The sequence below is a fragment of the Streptomyces sp. Z423-1 genome (genome assembly GCF_013009255.1).
GTDB lineage: Bacteria > Actinomycetota > Actinomycetes > Streptomycetales > Streptomycetaceae > Streptomyces > Streptomyces gossypiisoli.
This window is the reverse complement of the sequence record NZ_CP053109.1, coordinates 5,402,992-5,422,480: the sequence shown is the minus strand read 5'-3', so window position 1 is coordinate 5,422,480 and position 19,489 is coordinate 5,402,992. Positions and strand designations below refer to the sequence as shown.

Genomic DNA, 19,489 nt, shown 5'->3' with positions numbered 1-19,489 from the left:
CCGCTGGGGCCGTCGAGCCGGGACCGGAGCTCATACACGTCAGACTCTCGCCATGAGGACGTGGGCGGCACTTCCGGCCGGGGGTCAGGTTGCGGCGCGAAGAGTTCGAGCAGGCGCCAGACGCACCAACCAAGGGTGTTCACGGACTGGCTGGCGCGGATGCACACACATCCACTCTGATCTGGCACGCGAACCCCCATGCATGCCCCCGCATCTGTTAGCCGCTTGTGGCCTTACATGGGCGGCCAGGGTGGCACGAGCCGCCTCTGGTCTCGGGACCGTACAGGTCAGGTCGGGAGCCGGTGTGGCAAGCAGGGCAGTCTTGAAAAGAGGGGCGTTTGTGGGCTCTTGAGTGGTTCTATTGTCGTCTGATGTTGTGCACCGGGGCGGCGTCCACTGTTCGGTAGCAGGACGAAACACCTGCGGAGGCACCGTCCGGTGCACTTCAGCTCGGGGCGGGGCGGCCAGGACTGCGTGCCTCGCCATCGAAGGTGACGCACGATCCTTCGGGGAAGTAGAGCGGGAGCGATGGCAACAGTAGAACAGCAAGTGAAGAGCGCCGACGACGTGATCTGCCGGAACCTTGCCAACCCAGTAGGCGACCGAGGCTTCCTCTCGCAAAACGTGCTGGGGCAACTCCGGAATCTTGTCGAGGGTCTTGCTGTCTGGGCGCACCTTAATGATCGCTCGGCTGAGTTTCACTACAACCAGGTCGGGCCAGCTCTGGATGCCGTTAAGGCGCTCGCCAAGTTCAGGCTCCTGAGTAGATTCCATGGCCTACTCCAGGCCAGCGTCTCGCACTACACGCTGGATCGTGACCCCTCCGAGCGATTGATGCTGAAGTACTACGAGTACCTACTCCGCACCCGCAACCTCGCAAAGGATCAGCTCGGTATAACGATCCTGACCAACGTCGAACAGTTCCCGATCGACCTCGACCCCTCGTTGCGGGAGTACTACGAGAAGATTGCCGCCTGCATCGAGCAGGAAAAGATGAGGCTTTCCTCAAGTCCACGCCACGAGCGGTACTACATTCACAGCTCGCGACCATTCTTCATCGCCGGTCGTATCTACTATGAGGTAACGTTTCATCTCGCCCACAACCGGACAAGCAAGTTCGATCGCATCATTGGGTTCACTGACATCGACGTCACCGATAAATACGCGGCCAGTCTGGAGCTGGCGAGCGACACGATCGAGGTACTCGGCAAGAAAATGCCCATCACGCTGATCCGCTCATGGGAGGTGTCAATTCGACCGTGCGAGTTCGACAACTTCGCACGCCTCTTCGGCGCCTCGCACGGAAAGGTCAGTAGGTCGCATTCCGAGTACCGCAACCTGATGCGGTACCTCACAACAACACGATCAAGTCTGCTTGATCTCATGGATATGACCGACGCTGCTTACGGCTCACTCCGCTCCTGGGCACTAGTCGGCACTCAACGAGATGAGGTTATCTTTCCAGTCCTTGACCGCGCGCGGTCCCTCATCCGCAACAACCGGCCAGGTTCTCGCCTGTTGCGCTACCTCATGCTGCGAATGAACAACCGCATCATCAAGGCACAGTTCGATGTCGACCAGTGTTCCGCACTCTCCGGGTTGCGCGTATCTTGGGGTTGCAAGCCCTTCGACACGATGCCGTTCTGCACATCACCACGCGGACATAACCCGCGCTTTGGGGACCTTGCCGAGAGCTTGGACGCGACAACTCGGCCTCACGAGCTGCTGGCCAGACGAGTCAGGAGTAATGTCGAGCAGCACGGTGTGATCTATACGCCGGCAGCCGAGTTGGAGGACCTCGGTGACCTCGACGAGCTGATCGCGCGTCACAACCGCATGCTCCCCCCCACAGAACGACACGCGCGAAGGAAACTGGCTCAAGCAAATGGGCACGTGTTCATCGTCGGTTACGAGGACGATACGGTCTCGATCATCAACAAACTCCGAGAAATCTCTGCTACTGGCGTCCCCCAACACAGCAGCGACGTGCAGGCATGGATTGACGCGAACCCGGGCGTCATCGATGACCCTTTGAAGGCTGCAGCTCTGACCAAGTTGTTCGAGCACTCGAATGTCGCCCTCGTCTACGGCGCGGCCGGTACGGGAAAATCGACGATGGTGAATCACATCGCGAACTACTTCGAGGGCGCGCGGAAGCTCTTCTTGGCGCATACTAATCCGGCCGTCGACAACCTGAAGAGACGAGTACAGGCGCCGAACTCCGAATTCAGCACGATCAGCAAGCACGTGCGCACCGGTACGCCGTTCGGAGCAACGTACGACGTTTTGGTAATCGACGAGTGCAGCACGGTGAGCAACGCAAGTCTGCTTGATGTACTTGAGAAGACATCCTTCGATCTGCTCGTGCTTGTTGGCGACGTATACCAGATCGAGTCGATTGAGTTTGGCAACTGGTTCAGCATCATCCGGTCGTACATCCCGAGCGAGTCGGTATTCGAACTCACAGCGCCCTTCAGGACGACCGATCAGAGCCTTCTCACGCTGTGGAGTAGGGTGCGGAACCTGGACGACAACATCGAGGAGTCGCTCTCCAAGAATGGCTACTCGACGGTTCTGGGAGACTCACTCTTTCAACATAGAAGCGACGACGAGATCGTACTCTGCCTTAACTATGACGGCCTGTATGGCATCAACAACGTTAACCGGTTCCTGCAGGCGAGCAACCCGAATCCAGCTGTGACATGGAGCGAGTCCACATACAAGGTCGGAGATCCAGTACTTTTCAACGAGTCTGATCGGTTCAGTCCAGTCATCTTTAATAACCTGAAAGGAAAAATCGTCAAGATCGATCGCGTGCCCGGCCGTATCACTTTCGATGTGAATCTCGAACGGGATGTCACTGAAGACGATGTGCTCTTCACCGGTCTGCGCTGGGTGGAAGGCTCGACTGTCCAGTTCGACGTCTTCGAGCGCGGCAACAGCGACGATGACGACGACTCTGTCACCACCATGGTGCCGTTTCAGATCGCTTACGCCGTATCGATCCACAAAGCACAGGGTGTTGAGTACGAGTCAGTAAAGATTGTCATCACGGATGCCAACGAGGAGAGTATCTCCCACAGCATTTTCTACACCGCGATCACACGCGCTCGGGAGCGTCTCGAAATATTCTGGACTCCGGAAACGCAGCATCGAATCCTGAGTCGTCTCGCAGTGCGCGAGAACACGAAGGACGAGCATCTGATGAAGATTCGCCGCGGTTTGGTGGGTCTTCGAATTTAGGCGGGGTGGAGGTATCCGCGGGCTCGTCGGGTGGTGACGCAGCGTGTGCGTAGGCGTTGGTTGGCGGTGTTGCGGAAGCCGTGGGCGGCCCGGGCGACGAGCTTGATCACGCGGTTGATGCCTTCACTCTTGGCGTTGCTGTGGCCGGTGGTGATGAATGCGGCGATCTCGGTCCACCAGCGGTCCACCGTGGTGGCGAGTTGGCGGACTTCGGGGATCTCGGAGTCGGCGCACCAGGTAAGGAACTTCCACCGCAGGTGGCCGATGCGGTGGTGGTCGGCGCCGGTGCGGGCGCAGGCGAGCAGGTCCCGCAGCCGTTCTTTGGCGATCCAGGCGGTCAGCAGTGTCATCCCGATGGTCCCGGCGTCGATCAGTGCGTTCCACATGGTGCTGAACTGGGCATCGGTGAGGTCCTCGCGGTTGCGCAGGAGCCGGCGCCGGGCCTTCCACTCTGGGTCGCAGGCCCGTCCGCGCCGTCCGCGCAGGGCGGCGGTGGTCCGGCGCCGGACGATGTTGAGCATCTTGTTGGCGAGCTGGACCACGTGGAAGTGGTCGACCACGACGGTGGCGTGCGGCAGGCCGGTGCGGATCGCGGCCCGGTAGCCGGGGGACATGTCGATCGCGACGTAGCGGATCTGCCGGCGCCACTCCAACGGGGTGGTGGCCAGCCAGGCCAGCACGTCCGAGGGTGCGCGGCCCTCCACCTGCCCGAGCAGGCCCTGGACGCCGAAAGCGTCAACGAAGCCGGTGTGCCAGCGGTCTGCGGCCGGTTCCCACCTGCTGGTTTCCGGGTTCTGGCGCCATTGCGTGCGGCCGCGGCGGGTCTCGTCGATCCCGAGGACCTCGACCGGTTCGAGGGCCGCAGCTGTCACCGCCTGCCCGGCGGTGCGGAAGGCATCCATCACCGTGGGCCAGGACAGGCCCAGGTCCCGGGCCGCCTGGACGACCGTGGAACCGGCGTCACGCACCCGCCGCCCGGCCGCGCGGCGCAGCCGCTCGGTGATCCTTGCCCCGGCCGGGACCTGGCTCACCTGCTCGGTGAAGGTCCGGCGCGGGCAGCCCGGCTCGGTGCAGTACCAGCGGCGTTTGCGCCACACCAGCTCCAGTTTCCGCTTGCCGTAGGGCAGATCGCGTGGGCGGGTCTGCACGAAACCCTTGACGCGTACGGCGAATACCCCGCAGGTGGGGCAGGCCCGCGCGGCCTCGTCCGCGGTGGTCAGGTGCACCCGCCGGGTGCCGTCCGCGAGCCGCTCGACCTTCTCAACGGCCAGGCCGTCCAGGTCGAGCAGCAACGTCGTATTGTTGTCCAAGCCCGTGTGTCCAGGTGATCAAGCTGCGTAGAGAACAGTCATGATCACCCACGACCGCGGGCTTCCTGCATTCAGGGCCAACTCGCCTGACTATCACGTCCCGTGACGACGCGGCAGGCCACCCGCCGTCACACCCCGCTCAACTTCGAAGACCCGGTTTGGTCCCTGTTGAGAAGCGACCGAAACGCCAAAAGACGCGCCAGCTACCTTAGACGCTGGCAGCGATTGCAATTGTGGCGCCATAGGGCATCTCCCAGTCGACACGAAAGGTGTAGGGTGGAAGTGCCTCATTGCGATTGGCGAACTGGTCTTACAGCGGCTAACCCAACGAGCTGGTTTCAACTGAACTCATTATGTCAGCCGCTGTAAGGGCTCAGCGCGGGCGGCCGACTGCCCCCTCAGCCGCTCATCGCCGCTACGGCGCTTCGTCAGTGTCCTCCTCGCTAAGATCGTGCACTGCGTTCCTCAGCAACCTGAAGGCTGCGGCGTCATCCTTATCGGCCAAGAGACGCAGCGCCGTTTCCCGAGTGCTGTGGTCGGTCATGCCGTGCCTCAGAGCGTTCAAGATCTGCCGAAACTGCACGGACGAGCCTGAGAAGTCGCCAGCGAGTGCTGCCTCCAACAGTGCTGTCAGCTCTTCAGACTCGACGATGATCGGAACGTTAGGGACGTCGTCCCTACTGACCGGGCCAGGACGCTTCGAGTCGAGAATTGTCAAGCTGCTGTCCGAAGCCGTTGGGCTCAGCAGGACGCGCGTCTGCCAAGCGTAGGCAACCCTGTCGCACTCCCTGCCGAACCGGCGAACTTGATGCCCGTCTTCCGCGAACAGCCAGCGCACGGACGCAGTGAACCATTTATGCCCGTCGATCTCGCGGGCGCTGACCTCCGACACAGTGTCGAGAGCAACTGCTCGCGGGTCCCACCCCCGAGCGCTGCTCAGGGTCCCGCGCATTCCGTCCTCGTACAGCACGGATCCATAGACCGTCCGGAAGCGCCGGCTCGCACCCCGGGCAGCTTCCAAGACCGCCGTATGGCTCTCCTCGGTGTCCAGGAGCGCCTGGACGTCCTCGACCTCTGCGTCAACTTCGGTGGCGAACTTCTTCAGGACGCCGTCGAGCGAGGTGAAGAGGAAGAACCGGTTCTCCAGGCCCCGGAGGTCCTTGTCCATGGGTGAGGGGAAGGACGTGCCGTCACCGAAGTCTTCCGTGTTATTGCTAACGAAGTAGACGGTCTCCTTCGGGTGCTTCCTGGCGTACTCGACGGCCGTCAGCCAGATCGCGGCATCTCGGGCACCGGTCTTGTTCTTGCCGTTGTTGACGGTCTTGCACGGGGCGAGGAGGTTCGTCTCGCGGAACATCGCCATCTGGTAGGCGGACGCGGGCGTCTGGATGACATCCGCGATCTCCGAGTACCGTGCCCGCCAGTGCTTGCGTACGTGCTCGTCGTCGAACCGCTTAGGGTGCACGATGTCTGCCCAAGGGGTGGCCTTGCGCAAGGTATCCACTGCCTCCAAGGCCGCATCGTGTTTCGCCTGGTAGCTGAGGACCTGCTGCGCGGCGATTTCCTCCATGGCTATCCAAGGAGCCGCGACCCGCTCCACCTTCGCGGCCCGGATCGCGCGGAGCATGTCGGCGGCGGGACTCCGCAGCGAGGTCGACTTGAGGATGTTCGCGTCCAGAATGATCAAGGCGGGTGGCTCCGTCTCCCTCGGATCCGAGTCGTACAGCCACACTCTCTCAACTTCTGATCACTGAGTGGAGGTGCATTCCTGTTCCAACGCTCTGACGTGGCTGGAGTCGACGACCGCTCTCGACCAGTCGAGGCGGGTGGCGGCATTCAGCTCGGCCAGCAGTACCTCATGCAGCTGCTGCAGACCCCGGCCTCATTCCAGTCCCTCGGCCGTCGCCAGCACGCCATGCCGGACCCGAAGCCGAGCTCCTGGGGAAGGTGTTCCCACTGGACGCCGGTGTGCAGCACGAACAGGATCCCGCACAGCATCTGGCCGGTCCGGGACCGGCTTGCGACCCGGGTACCTGAACCGCCTCTCCCACTCCGGCAGGAGCGGCTCAATCCGCTCCCACAGGCCATCCGACACGATCCACGGCCAAGTCCCCATGGCCCGGACAACGCCGAACCGCCGACCGCCCACGGCGAACCGCTCGGCGGCCATCGAGTAGGGCCAGGGGCGCACGCCAGGGCTCCACCAGGTCCGGCTCTGTCCCGCCCTTGTAGCGCAGCAGCAGATGGATGTGCGGGAATCATCTGCGGCGGATGACGGTGAGCCGACCCTCCGCTCATGGGGAACGCTGGCGCTGAAGCTGGCGCACCACATGTACGGGGGGCCAAGGACCGGCTCCGCCCAAGCCTGCCAGCCGAGCAGGTCAGGGCGCGGGTCGACGTCCTGGATCAGCGGCGGCACCATCTTCAGAGAAACGCTGAAGCAGAAACCGGGATCCGAGGCTCTGGTGTGGGGCCGGTCCACGTCCCGGATCCAGCCCTGCGCGGTCAGCACCACCTCGGGTTCCTTGACATTGGCACAGGGCATCTCCTCGCGGGCATCAAGCGTGGTCAGTGATCGCCTCGTGCGGCACGCCGGCCGTGAAGTACGCGTTCCACTCCGTCATCACGGAGGCCGCGTACGAGCGAGCGCTCAGCTGCAGGGCGACGGGCAGTCCGCCGAGCTCGAGTAGCCGGCGAGGATCCACTCGACGCCGCACAGCTCGTCCGGGCTCACGTACAGGATGGTGTAGCGGGAAGTCGGCCACACGCGCCAGCCAAGGCCGGAGAGGGTCTCGTCGACCCGCTCGGCGAGCGCGTCGTCGTCATCGGCCAGGTGGCGTGGGGCCACCCAGTACACAAGCCGGACGTCCAGTTTGCACCGGAACCGGCCATCATTCGCCGTGGACTAAACCCTCCGTTTCGCAGGCCCGGAGCACCTCGCATGCAAGTACGTGCCGGTATCTCCCGACGACTCTCCGCAGCGCCTCCCACCTGCGTAGAGGCACCTGACGGAAGCACTGCGAAGCGCACCCAGCCAGACCCTTCGGCCCGTACGCGAACAGCCCATTCAGCGACGTGCATGGCGCCGAATCCGTGAAACGGATCCGGTCATTGTGCCCCGAGCTCGTTGTTGTCCTCTCAACCGACCCTCATCCTGAAACGTTCGTCAGCGGCCGAGAGGGGAACGGTGAACGATCCGCGACGCCACGCGAGTGATCCCGATGTCATCGGGCAGACAGCGGGGCTGGTCAACTTCCTACGCGACATGGTCCACAGCAGCCACCAACGACAGCGCGACGACCGCAGCCGTGAACGCCTGTGGCTGGCCAGGCTGCCGGAACCTGTCCGCAGGCCGGCACCGCGCCCTGACGGCGTGCTGCTGACGCTCGACCACGTGCCGCAGAGTGCGCCGCCGGACCTGCCCGATTCGCTCGACGGCTGGGTCGAGCCGACGCTCTGCCTCGACCCCGATTCGGGTGATCCGCCTCTTGCGGAAGAGGGACCGGGGGCGAGCTAGTACGCGTCGCGGACGAGAGGGAGCAGTCGGCCGAGGAAGGCACCCTGCGCCGTGAAGAGGCCGGTGACGTGCTACGGGCCTACGGAACATGGCTGGATCGCTGGCGCCGGTGGGCGGCGCGGGAGCGCGCGGAACGACATCTCCGCGAGCTCTACGACCGGCTGTACGCGTGGCACCAGAAGCTGGCCCGGGAGGACGACCAGACGGAACTCATTCTGGGCATAGGGCTTTTGACCTGGGTCTCCCCGGACGGTGACGTAGTGCACCGCCATCTGTTCACCCATCGGGTAGAGACATCGGTGGATCGCCGCACGGCGCGGCTTACGGTGCAACTCTCACCGGAGAGCGCCCTACGTCTCGAAGACCAGGACTTCCTGGACAGTGATGATGGTTGGGTACGCGAGCGCGGGGCCGCTCTCTCGGAGGAGATCACGGCTCGCGGGATGGATCCGCTGGGGCCCGAGGCACTGGAGCAACTCGCGCAATGGCAGGAGCGGGCGACCACTCGGCCCATGGGCTTCAGCGCAGCGTGGGAGCCACCCCGCGCACCTGAACTGGGGGCGCGTCTTACCTACGCACCGGCCCTGGTCCTGCGCCCGCGCAACCTCAACTCGCTGCTGCGGTTCTACGACCAGATCGCCGAGACGGTGGCCTCGGAGAACCGGGCACCGCTGGGCCTGGCCCAGATGGCCATGAACATCGAAAGCACCGACCGTTCCACCTGGGACGGGACCCAGAGGGCGCCGCTCTTCGGTGACGATCCACTCTTCCCGGGCAAGACGAACGCTCAGCAGCGCAGCGTGCTGGGGCGCCTGGAGCACGACACCGGTGTGGTGGTCCAGGGTCCGCCAGGGACGGGCAAGACCCACACAAGCGCCAACCTTGTGTCGGCACTGCTCGCACAGGGCCAACGGGTCCTCGTCACCAGCGCCCGTGACCAGCCCCTCACCGTGTTGCGGGACAAACTTCCCCACCCTGTAAGGGACTTGTGCGTCCTGCTCCTCAGCTCCACTCGCCACGGCGGCGAGAGCGAGGGCGAGTTGGAGCGCACCATCAACGCACTCACCGACCAGGTGGCCACCAGTGACCCCGCCGAACTACGGGCTGAGATCCGCCGCCTCACCGGCGAGCGGGACGAGGCACGGGGACGGATCGAGACGCTCACTGAGCAAGTGATCTCGCTTCGGGAGGCCGAGTACCGGCATCGGAGCGTGGCGCCGGGATACGCAGGAACGCTCGCCGAGATCGTGGAGCGGGTCCAGGCCGGCGCTGAGGAGTTCGGATGGATCGGCCGCCTCCCCGACACCGCCGAGGACGTCCCGCCGCTGGCCTCCGAGCAGGCCCACGAACTGCTCGTCCTGCTGCGTGACGGCGCGGGTGAACCGCGGGCTGGCGGCGCGCTTCCCGTGCCTGCCGATCTTCCTTCGCCCCGACAAGTCGCGGACGTGTTCGCGGCCAGCCGCCTCAGCGATGAGGGTCTGTCCGCAGAGGCCGTCGAGATCCGGAACGTACTCGCCCATCTCGACGTATCCGTGACCTCCGAACTGGCTTCGCTGCTCGATACCTGCGAGACGGCCCTTCATCACCTCGGGATGCCTGCCGACGCCACACGCTGGGATCTCGGTTCCTGGATCACCCGGGCGCTGACGGACCGGCTCTCCCGATCCGACCTCGGACTGTGGCAGCGGGTGGCAGCCGTCACCGACGACATCCGAGAGGTTGCGGGGGACGTGGATGCGCTGGGTCTGCGCCTGGTGACCATGCCCGAGGACCTGACCGCTCAGAAGGCAGGCCAGCTGACAAACGCCGGTGTAGCTCTCCGAAACCACCTGGCCACAGGCAAGACACTGCGGTCCCGGTTCCCGGGCAAAGCGCAGAAGAACGCCCAGGAGTTGCTGGACTGCTGCACTGTCGACGGCCGTACACCGCAGACGACTGAGGATCTGGACGCCGTGCTGGCCCACCTCCGGGCGCACTCTGCGCTCGCCGGCGCGGCCACGCGCTGGCAGCAAGTGAACGCCGCCGTCCCGCCGGGGGACGTGGAGGTGCGGCTGGCCGAACTGACCGCACGCGCCGAGCGCCTTGAGCACATACAGGCATTCGGCTCGGCCCGGGACCGTGTCGACGCGCTTCTCGTGAGTCACGGGGTACGGCTGACGATCGCCTCCTGCCAGGCGTGGCAGGACTTCAACGCCGGTGTCGCCGCACTCCGTGGGCGACGGGCCGCCGACGAGGCCGTTGCGCAGTTGGCCGCGTGGGACGAACTCCTTCGTACCCCCGTAAGCGGCACGCAGCTGACCGCGGAGTCCATGGCCCTGGCCCAGGCTCTCCGCGACCAGGACGTGGAGGCTTATACCGAGGCCCTGGAGGCACTGGTGACCGCGCACCGGCGGGAGCACCGTACGCGTCGGTGCGCCGAACTGCTTGGCACCCTGCGCGCCGGCCACTCCCTGCTCGCGGGCCGCCTCCTCGACAACGCCGACGATCCCGACTGGGAGGAACGGCTGGGCTCCCTGGAGCGGGCATGGGCGTGGGCGAAGGCTTCACATTTCCTGGACAGGCAGCGCACGCCCGGTCTGGAGCGCAAGCTCGAAGGCGACCTGAGCGAGCACGAAGACCGGTTGGAACAGGTAACCGGTGAACTCGCCGCGGCCTGGGGCCGGTTGCACTGCCTGGAGCGGATGACGCAGCAACAGCGCTCGGCGCTCCAGGCGTACCGGACCCACATGGCGTCCCTCGGCAAGGGCAAGGGGAAGAACACGGGCCTCTTCAGAGCCGCGGCACGCGACGCGATGTCCGTGGCGCAGGACGCGGTGCCCGCGTGGGTCATGCCCATCCCTCAGGTCGCCGAGATGGTGCAGGCGAGGCGGGATGCCTTCGACGTCGTCATCGTGGACGAGGCCAGTCAGGCGGGCATGGACGCACTGTTCCTCCTGTGGCTGGCTCCCCGCGTGATCGTCGTCGGTGACGACAAACAGTGCGCGCCCGCCCTCACACGCAACGGCCGTCACCAAGCCATCCAGGACAAGCTGGCCGCCCATCTACCGGACATGCCCAGCCGACTGCGCCAGCTCTACACGCCGCACACCAATCTGTACCAGTTGCTGTCCACCTTCTTCCCACAGGTGATCCGCCTCGAAGAGCACTTCCGCTGTGTGCCGGAGATCATCAACTGGTCCTCCAACACGTTCTACAACAACAAGCTTCTGCCCCTGCGTCAGTACGGCGCCGAACGGCTGGACCCGCTGCGTACCCACTTCGTCGAGGGCGCCGTGGTCGCGGGCCGCGAAAGCCGCGTCCACAACCCCAAGGAGGCAGAGGCGATCGTCGACTGCCTGGCCCGTCTGGCCGAGGACCCCGCCTACCAAGACAAGACCATGGGCGTGATCGTGCTCCAGGGCTTCGGACAGATCAAGCTCCTGGAGTCCCTCATCGAGCGGCTGCCAGCCACCGTGCGCGAGCGTCACCGGATCCGTGTCGGCAACGCGGCCTCCTTCCAGGGCGACGAGCGTCACGTGATCCTGCTGTCCATGGTCGTGACGAACCCGCCGCGCGCAGCGGGCGGGAACAAGAGCGAGCAGCAGGCGTACAACGTCGCCGCCAGCAGGGCCCAGGATCAGATGTGGCTCTTCTACTCGGTCCCGCCGGACCGTCTCAAGCCGCACGACCTACGGCTCAACCTCCTGACATACATGGAGAACCCACCCGCCGCGCTGGAAGCCGCTGACGACATCGGACCGGTGCTACCGGATATCCGCAGGGCTCCCTTCGACTCGCTCTTCGAACAGCAGGTGTATCTGGAGATCAAGAAGCGGGGCTACCACGTGATCCCGCAGTTCCCGGCCGGCAGCAAGCGCATTGACTTGGTGGTCGTGGGGGCACGCGGCCGTCTCGCCGTGGAGTGCGATGGCGACGCCTTCCACCACGCCACACGGGAGCAGATCGAGAACGACCAGCGGCGGGACCGCGAACTGAAGCGCGTGGGCTGGGAGTTCTGGCGGATACGGGAGAGCGAATTCCGCTTCGATCCCGACGCGGCGCTCGACGGCCTGTGGGAGGAACTCGACCGCCAGGAGATCCGCCCCGCCAGCTACGCGCACTCCGCTCCAGCCGCCCAGGCAGCCGGCTCCCAAGCCGCGTGGAAGCCGCTCGACCTCTCCTCGGTCGACGGGCTCGCCGACGACGAGGACACCGGGGATGAACAGACCGACGACCGAATCGACGACGACACCGCAGAGGACGACGCAGCATGACGCAAGAAGCCGTTCTGGGCCCGCTCGACGGCAACACCTTGAAGGAGCTGGCCCGCATCATCTGCGGTGACGACCACCTCTACTACCGCAGAGGGTTCGAGATCGCCCAGTTCCTGGAGAACGCCGGGTGGCTCAATGTGCCCGAGTACGACGGCGAGTACCGGGGCGAGTGGACTCTCCAGCTCCTCACTGCTCGTCGTGATAGCCCCACCGAGCTGGAGAAGGTACTGGTCAGACTCGCGGACCCACGCGAGTACCTTGACGAACCCGATGTCCTTCCGACCGTCGTCAGCGCAGTCAACACCTTCCTCGTCCACGAGGGTTTCCGCTTGGAGAATCCGGGCGGCCGACCCAGGATCGTTGTCTGCGACCCGGCCATGGCGCACCCCGGCCAGCAGGCGCCGGTCGAGCTCAAGGCCACGATGGCCGAGATCATCCGTGAACCACGGATGGCCGCACTGCTCCAGCGCCGACTGGACGAAGCCCGTACGTGTTACGCCAACGGCGCGCATGTCGCGGCCATCATCATGCTGGGCAGCCTCCTCGAAGGCGTCCTGCTTACGGTGATCGAGGAGCGCGACGTCTCCCTGCTGAGTAACAAGGACCCTAATTTCATCGGCCTCAAGGCCCTCATCGACATCTGCCACCAGGCGGGCTGGATCGACGTCGACATGGAGCGCTTCAGCCAGGCCGTTTGCAAGTACCGCAATTTCGTTCACCCACGGCGTGAGTTCCGCGAGGCGCATACTCCCGACCGCGACACGCTCACCGTGTCCTGGTACGTCGTGAACGGCGCCCTCAACGACCTCGCGGCCAGCCAGCCCGAAGCCGACACATAGGCCGACACACAACAAATCTGCGGCGTGGCTGCCGGGCCACAGTGCTCAATCCAGGCACATCGGATCACGAGGGGGAGCAGATTGAAGATCACGGCAGAAGTGCTGAGAGACCTTGCGGAGCCGTCCAACGTCGCGGTCCACTCGAACCCGGAACTGGCCGGGGACGTGAGCACCGCGGCGGCGGACGACGACAAGCAAAGAGAGGAGAAGGAGCTCGATCGGCTTCGCCGGAAGCCTGGGCTGGCCCCCATAGCTGCAAAGGATCTTGGCCGACTCACGCAGCTCACACCCTGGGGTGTGCTGCACTCTCTTGGACGGGCAATCACCTTGGCACGGCGCGGAGCGGGACGCGGCCTCGCCGAACACTGGGGCTGCCTGAAGTACAACCAAGCTCTGACCGGGAACTCGGACTCCTTCATGGCGCTCTCCACCGAGGGCAAGGAGACCGCAGAGTATTACAAGGCGCTTCAGTCAGGAGAACTCGGCACCGGTTTCGCGCTGGCGCTCGCTACACGGCTCCTAAGCAGGCGCTATCCGAACCACTTCGTCTCTATCGTGCCGGCTGACACAGCTCTGCGCGCAGGGTGGGCCCTGACCAGCAGGGACTCCGGTCAGAAGTCGGGTTACCGATACCGACCGCAGTTCTTCGCCGAGGTGTGGAGGCCCGGCGAGCCCTCTCGCGTCTTCCCGATCGCGTGCAAAGGCAACCACAGCGGGCTCTCCGCCTCTCATACTCAGCTTGCCTCGGCTTCCGCCCACGTGGAGGCAGTGCACATCGGGGCATGGGACGAGACACCGTGTCTGGTGTTCAGCACAGAACTCCCACTCGACGGCCCGCTGACGGTTCACACCCTGGAGGCGGGCGGAGAAGGGGGTTGGCTGGACGCTCCGGAGCACATTCTTGATCACGCGTTGGAGGACGAGAACGTGTATCCCGGCATCCAGCCACCGGCGCAAAGCGACAAGCCCTCGGAGCCCGAACCCGGCTATCACGTGAGTCCCGAACTTTACGGGTGGTTTCAACACGTGCTTGCCCGCACAGCCGCAGCCGGTCTTACGGCCTTCGCCGGAGACACAAGTGCGACCGTCCCGTACCTGACGAAACGACAAGGGCAACGACACTTCGCAGGCTTTACGCACGCGGCCACGGACAGCGTCCAGGATGCACGGCACCGGTTCTTCGGCATCGACTTCGTCGGCACCGACCACGTCTTCCGGCTCAACCGGAAGCGAGTCGAGGCGTTCTCCGGAGTCGCGGAGGATCTCTTCCGCCGCCTTGAGGAAGGACGGGTGGAACAGTACCGCCGGGAAATCTACGCCCGCCGGTCCACATGGCCACGCGACGCCTGGGCACCACGCTGGAACGGTCCCATCTCCATACATCCGGACGGTTCCGTACTGGCTATGCGCCTGCTGCGCGATTAGTCCACGTTGCACGTAGGCACAGGCGTCACTCGGCCCTTTCATGGGCGCAGCTCGTGAGTCTGATTTCGACCCACGGAACAGGCTCACGAGCACCGGCACGGGGCTCACGCCTTGGCATCCCACAGGGCTATGCATCTAACTGAGGAGCCGTCGCCGCACCCCGGACGCTGGATGTCGGCCCGGTGCAGCCGAGTGAGTGGATCCGTAACGCGACCACCGAACCAAGCCTGGACTCCATGCCGTCCAAGCGGTGCCCACACGGAACGGATTCAGCACACATCAGGCCGGGAAGCGCCGTGAACACGTGAGAACTACGGAGGGGTGTTTCCCCAGGCCAGGCACCACGCGGTGGACGTTTCCGCAGGTCACAGCCCCGCCCAGAGAAAACTCCTAAAGCGGGTGTCGCAGGTTCGAATCCTGCCGGGGGCACCAGCCAAAAGGCCCCGGACCGATCATGGTCCGGGGCCTTTGACATCCACTTTTGACATCAACGGGGTCAGTCACGGGCGACCGGGGCGCCTCCGCAGCAGGCGGTCCATGTGGCTCATGGCCTCGCGCTGGGTGTCCTGGACGACGTGCGTGTAGACGTCCATGGTGATGCTGATCTGGGAGTGTCCAAGGATCTCCATCACGACGCGGGGCGCGACCCCGGCCGCCGTGAGGAGCGTCGCCGTCCCGTGCCGGGCGTCATGCAGCCGGATCACGCGGAGGCCGGCCGACTGGGCGACGCGGGTGAAGGAGCGGTACAGGTTGCGTGGCTCGACGGGGCGGCCGGTGCGGGTGGCGAAGACGTAGTCCGACTCCTGCCACCTCTCCCCCGCCTTGGCGCGCGCGTCCGCCTGCCGTAGGCGGTGCCAACGCAAGGGGGCGATGCAGAGGGCGGGCAGAGGGACTGCCCGGCGACGTCGACTCTTGGGGTCGTCGTCGTACAGGACGCCCCGGCGGCGCTGGACCTGGTGGCGGACGTAGAGGACGCGGTTGTCGAGGTCGACGTCCGACCACCGGAGGCCGACGATCTCTCCCCGGCGGAGGCCCATGGCGATGGCGAGGACGAAAGCCGCATAGAGCGGGTCCTTGCGCGAGGCGGCGAGGAAGTCGAGCGTCTCGTCGAGGGTCCAGGGCTTCAGCTCGCGGCTGTCGGTGCGCGGCGGCTCGACGAGCTTGGCGACGTTCCGCGTGATCAGTTCCTCCCGGCAGGCCGAGGACAGCGCCGAACGCAGAACTCGGTGCGACTCCTTGGCGGTTGCGGCGGTGGTCTCCTTTTCCAGGCGGACGAGGAATCGGCGGACGTCTGCGACGCCGAGGGATTCGAGCCGCTTGGCGCCGAGCAGGGGCACCAGGTAGAGCCGGACGTGCGCCTCGTACTTGTCGTAGGTGCTGAGCTTCCGGCGGGGCTTGATGACGTTGTCCAGCCAGTACGGGAGCCACTCCGAGAGCTTCGCCGACTTGGTGGGCACGGGTACGCCCTGGTCCACCTTGTCGAGCAGCTCACGACGCTTGGCGTCGCACTCGGCCCACGTCTTGCCGTAGGCGAACTTACGGGCACGGGTGCCGTCCGGCTGGAGCACGTAGACCGCGCACTGAAAGCGGCCGTCCTTTCGTTTGGTGATGGTGCCCGCCCCGTTGGGGTTCCGCTTGCGTTGCTGCGCCATCAGGCAGCCGCCTCCAGTTCGTTGGTGATGTACTCGCGGACAGCTCGCGCGGGAATGCGACGGCACCGGCCGATGGTGATCGAGGGCAGACGACGGGAGCGGATGAGGTCGTAGACCGTGGAGCGGCCGAGCTTGAGCCGCGCCATCACGTCAGGAACCGTCAGCAGTTCGTCGTCATGCATGGGTGGGTTCTCCTTCCGTTCCGGGGGCGGGTTCGAGGGATGCGGCGAGCCAGGCCTCGCTGTCGGAGAGGCCGGTTCCGGCGAAGACCCAGTGGGCGAGGACGTATGTGGTCTCGGGCGCGGGTCCGTTGGTTGCTGCGGCTTGGGCGCGGCGCCAGTCGGCGCGGGCGGTACGGAGGGCACCGAGGGTGGTGGAGTAGCGGCGGGACTTGGTGGAGAAGTGGCCGCGGAAGCCGAGCATGTGGGCCCAGGCGCGCAGGCGGAGGTGTTCGAGGTCCTTCCGTGCGCCGAGGGTCCAGGCGGTGCGGATGAGGCGGCGGGCGTGGTCGCTGATGTCGAGCTGGGCGAGTTCAGCGGCGAACTTCAGTGGCCGGTCGAGGGCACCGGTCGCTGTCTCGGCGCCCTTGGTGGCGTACTTGGCGACGTACGCGGCGACCGCGCGTTCGGTCAGCTCCTGGCCGTCGTTGAAGTCGGCGGAGCGGATGGTGCGGACGTCGAGCTGGCGGCCGAAGGTGAAGGTGTGGGCGCGTCCGTCGATGACCGGGCCGTCCACGCGGGCCTTGCCAGCGGCGGCGTGGATGGCGTCGGTGAGCAGCTCGGCAGTGGCCCAGGCCGGGGGCGGGGTGTCTCCGCCGCCGGGGCCGTCGAGGCGGATGACGGCGTGGAAGTGGACGGCGCCGCGCTTCTGGTACTCGGCGACCTTGGCGAAGGACACGCGAGCGTGCTCGCGGAAACGTCGCTGGGACAGGCCCGCGCGCTTGGCGACCTCACGGCGTACGTAGGTCGAGAAGCGGCGCCAGAGCGGACCGGCGTGGGCGTTCCAGAGCACGGCCCCTTCGTAGTCGTAGGTGTCCGGGTCGAGTGGGGTGCCGAGTTCGGGGGCGTCCTGACCGTGGCGGGTGCCGCAGCGGCAGGGGCGGCCGCTGGAGGGGCGGTTATGGACCGGGCCGAAGCTCGGCGCGGTGAAGGTGGCGAACACGCGCGGGTGGGTGCCGACCCGCTCGGGGATGCCCTTGCCGCCGCGCAGGCCGGAGGTGATCAGGTGGAAGGTGTCTCGGCGGTAGACCTCGGCGCAGGCCGGGCAGCGGGTGGTGCGGCGGTTGTTGCAGCGGACGAGGAGCTGTCCGGCCGGGAGGGTGGTGGAGTCGAGGTGGTGGAGGACGGGGCCGATCTCGCCGGTACGGGTGTTGACGTCGTACTCGGTGCGGTGGCCGTCGAGCCGAATCGGGTTGGTGCAGCCGCCGAGCCCGGAGAGCTGCCGGAGGATGCCCGGCAGGGTGCCGTGCTGGGCGAGCCTGGCCAGTTCCGGGAGCGGGGGCGGGGTGGTGCGGGTGAAGATGGCGGTCTCCTTCTGGCTCTTGGTTGCTGGCTTGGTCATTAGGGATGGGGCCCGGGGCGGTGATGCTTGGCGGTATCGGGCCGCCCCGGGAGTCGCGTGCGGGCGTTCAGCGGTGGCGCTGCTCGCGTAGAGGGAGCGCAGGATCACGGCGGCGACGGCTACGGAGATGGCCGTGACGGCGACGGCGGCCAGGAGCGCGGTGAGGACCACGCCGCCCGCGAGGACGGCCGCGACCGCTCCGGTGCTGATCGAGACTGGTGGGAGCATGCGTCGCACGGGCGGCGCCGGTTCGGCCGGGGTGTGGGTGTGCGCGGGCGGCGGGGTGGGGCTGTCGGGGTACTTGGGCAGGAACACGGCAGCGATCTCCTTATCTACTCGTCTAGTCATGTGAGCCGTTTATGACGTCCACGCCGGAGCGCGTGCCGGACTCGATGGCCGGGGCAAGGAAGGTGTGCGAGAGCCAGAAGCCGAAGAGGGCGATCAGCACGACGACCCAGGTACGTACGCCGAGGAACTTGACCGCTCCCCAGGCGAAGAAGCCGAGGACGACGACGAGCGGCAGGCTGACGGTCACGGGCGACGAGTCCTTTCAGCGGGCGGGGCAGCGGTGGGTACGGGCGGCCAGCTCGGCGGCGGCGCGGCTGTCGTAGTCGGCGGAGAAGCCGCAGCGCGGGGCGGTGCAGGCGGCGGTGTGCTTCTCGCGGCCCCGGCGGTCGTAGGACGTGCCGACCTGGACGGGGCCGATGCGGATCACGCTGCGGAAGCGGTTCGGGGTGGGCACGTTCAGTCCTCCTGTCGCAGGGTCGGGCCGGGGAATTCGTGCAGGATGCGGGCGGCTTCGGTGGGGTCGGAGACGCGGTCGGCGGCCTCTTCGGCGAGGAGCCGGGCCAGCGTCGTACGGCCGCTGGCGGCCATCTGACGGGCTGCTTCGAGGTAGTCGGCTGCTGTGTTGAAGCAGAGGGGCATGGTTCAGCTCCCTGTGAGGGTGAGGTGGGCGGCGATGGCTTCGGCCATGGGCGCGGGGACGCCGAGGCGGGTGCGCAGGGTCGGGGTGTCGATGGGGGTTCCGGTGCGGGTGTGGTGCTCGGCGGCGACCTTGCGGGCGTGTTCGACGAGCGCGGACGGAACTGGCGGGGCGGGAACTGGCGGGGCGGGCCGCTCGGGTGGTTCCTCTGTGGTGGCCGGTTGTTCGGTGGGCGGCGATTGCTCGATGGCCGGTTGCGGAGTCGAGTCGGGGGATGGTTCGGGGGCGTCGTGCGCCTGGTCGTTGCCGTAGAAGTCCTCAGCGAGCGTGCGACTGTTGTTGGTCGGGGTCGAGTGGGCGAGGAGGGTGCCGCCGAGGAAGGCGACCGCGGGCCAGCCCGCGACGAGGATGCGCAGCCAGGCCGGGACCTGGTTCATGTCGAGTAGGCCGGCGGTGGCGACGTTCGCGCCGAGGGAGGCGGCCAGGGCGATCACGAACCAGCACCACCCGGCCGCTTTCGCCTCGCCGGAGCGCAGTCGGCGCCAGGCGGCGACGAGCAGCAAGTCGACGCTGATCGGGTAGGCCCACGCTTTCCAGCCGTCCTGTCCGGCCGCCAGGGCGACATCGTGCAGGTGGGCGAAGGACAGCGCGGCAGCGATGACCGCTTGGACGAGCACCGCGTCAACGCGGGCCAGGTGGGCGCGCATGATGCGGCTCCTTCCGGGTTGAGGCATGGCAGGGGTAGGGACTTGGCGTGAGTCGGTC

At 66.1% G+C, this 19,489-nt stretch carries 15 protein-coding genes and 1 pseudogene; 5 read left to right on the top strand and 11 right to left on the bottom strand.

The features are described from left to right. Nucleotides 1-528 precede the first annotated feature (528 nt). Entirely contained in the window at nucleotides 529-3,243 is a 2,715-nt protein-coding gene (locus tag HJD23_RS24330; protein WP_171116574.1) for an ATP-dependent RecD-like DNA helicase, read from the top strand. Here HJD23_RS24330 and HJD23_RS24325 read toward each other — a convergent pair. From HJD23_RS24325 to HJD23_RS44075, 4 genes and pseudogenes are all read right to left on the bottom strand, one after another. Beyond that, the gene (locus HJD23_RS24325) at nucleotides 3,240-4,553 is read right to left on the bottom strand and encodes an ISL3 family transposase (protein ID WP_171110071.1); all 1,314 of its coding nucleotides are present in this window, start codon (nucleotides 4,551-4,553) and stop codon (nucleotides 3,240-3,242) included. The genes HJD23_RS24330 and HJD23_RS24325 overlap by 4 nt on opposite strands. A gap of 415 nt (nucleotides 4,554-4,968) precedes the next feature. After that, a complete protein-coding gene (locus tag HJD23_RS24320; RefSeq protein ID WP_171114552.1) occupies nucleotides 4,969-6,240 on the bottom strand; it encodes a PIN domain-containing protein in 1,272 nt (423 codons plus the stop codon). An 87-nt stretch (nucleotides 6,241-6,327) separates the two neighbouring features. After that, nucleotides 6,328-6,669 (bottom strand): annotated as a pseudogene (locus HJD23_RS24315) (transposase); the annotation flags it as partial. A gap of 534 nt (nucleotides 6,670-7,203) precedes the next feature. After that, nucleotides 7,204-7,401 carry a hypothetical protein gene (locus HJD23_RS44075; protein ID WP_240980799.1) on the bottom strand — a complete coding sequence of 66 codons (198 nt, stop codon included), beginning with the start codon at nucleotides 7,399-7,401 and terminating at the stop codon, nucleotides 7,204-7,206. A gap of 339 nt (nucleotides 7,402-7,740) precedes the next feature. On the opposite strand from HJD23_RS44075, the gene HJD23_RS24305 reads away from it, so the two are divergent. The 4 genes from HJD23_RS24305 (at nucleotide 7,741) to HJD23_RS24290 (ending at nucleotide 14,587) form a co-directional block, all read left to right on the top strand. Next, nucleotides 7,741-8,070 carry a hypothetical protein gene (locus HJD23_RS24305; RefSeq protein WP_171114553.1) on the top strand — a complete coding sequence of 110 codons (330 nt, stop codon included), beginning with the start codon at nucleotides 7,741-7,743 and terminating at the stop codon, nucleotides 8,068-8,070. Between the two features lie 68 nt (nucleotides 8,071-8,138). Next, a complete protein-coding gene (locus HJD23_RS24300) occupies nucleotides 8,139-12,323 on the top strand; it encodes an AAA domain-containing protein (protein WP_171114554.1) in 4,185 nt (1,394 codons plus the stop codon). Then, nucleotides 12,320-13,162 (top strand): hypothetical protein, encoded by an 843-nt coding sequence (locus HJD23_RS24295; protein WP_171114555.1) that lies wholly within the window; start codon nucleotides 12,320-12,322, stop codon nucleotides 13,160-13,162. Before HJD23_RS24300 ends, HJD23_RS24295 begins: the two co-directional genes overlap by 4 nt. An 81-nt stretch (nucleotides 13,163-13,243) precedes the next feature. Then, entirely contained in the window at nucleotides 13,244-14,587 is a 1,344-nt protein-coding gene (locus HJD23_RS24290) for a hypothetical protein (RefSeq protein ID WP_171114556.1), read from the top strand. Between the two features lie 500 nt (nucleotides 14,588-15,087). On the opposite strand, the gene HJD23_RS24285 is transcribed toward HJD23_RS24290, so the two are convergent. From HJD23_RS24285 to HJD23_RS24250, 7 genes are all read right to left on the bottom strand, one after another. Beyond that, the gene (locus HJD23_RS24285) at nucleotides 15,088-16,239 is read right to left on the bottom strand and encodes a site-specific integrase (protein ID WP_171114557.1); all 1,152 of its coding nucleotides are present in this window, start codon (nucleotides 16,237-16,239) and stop codon (nucleotides 15,088-15,090) included. Then, on the bottom strand, nucleotides 16,239-16,421 hold the full coding sequence (locus HJD23_RS24280; protein ID WP_030250171.1) for a helix-turn-helix domain-containing protein: 183 nt from the start codon (nucleotides 16,419-16,421) through the stop codon (nucleotides 16,239-16,241). Before HJD23_RS24280 ends, HJD23_RS24285 begins: the two co-directional genes overlap by 1 nt. Next, on the bottom strand, nucleotides 16,414-17,697 hold the full coding sequence (locus tag HJD23_RS24275) for a replication initiator (protein WP_171118834.1): 1,284 nt from the start codon (nucleotides 17,695-17,697) through the stop codon (nucleotides 16,414-16,416). Before HJD23_RS24275 ends, HJD23_RS24280 begins: the two co-directional genes overlap by 8 nt. Nucleotides 17,698-18,139: 442 nt before the next feature. Then, nucleotides 18,140-18,334 carry a hypothetical protein gene (locus HJD23_RS24265; RefSeq protein WP_171114558.1) on the bottom strand — a complete coding sequence of 65 codons (195 nt, stop codon included), beginning with the start codon at nucleotides 18,332-18,334 and terminating at the stop codon, nucleotides 18,140-18,142. Nucleotides 18,335-18,349: 15 nt separating this feature from the next. Then, nucleotides 18,350-18,541, bottom strand: coding sequence for a mobile element transfer protein (locus HJD23_RS24260; RefSeq protein ID WP_171114559.1), 192 nt, complete (start codon nucleotides 18,539-18,541; stop codon nucleotides 18,350-18,352). Between the two features lie 2 nt (nucleotides 18,542-18,543). Beyond that, nucleotides 18,544-18,726: a hypothetical protein gene (locus HJD23_RS24255; protein WP_171114560.1), complete on the bottom strand. Its 183-nt coding sequence runs from the start codon at nucleotides 18,724-18,726 to the stop codon at nucleotides 18,544-18,546. A 3-nt stretch (nucleotides 18,727-18,729) separates the two neighbouring features. After that, the gene (locus HJD23_RS24250) at nucleotides 18,730-19,431 is read right to left on the bottom strand and encodes a DUF2637 domain-containing protein (protein ID WP_171114561.1); all 702 of its coding nucleotides are present in this window, start codon (nucleotides 19,429-19,431) and stop codon (nucleotides 18,730-18,732) included. Between the last annotated feature and the right edge of the window lie 58 nt (nucleotides 19,432-19,489).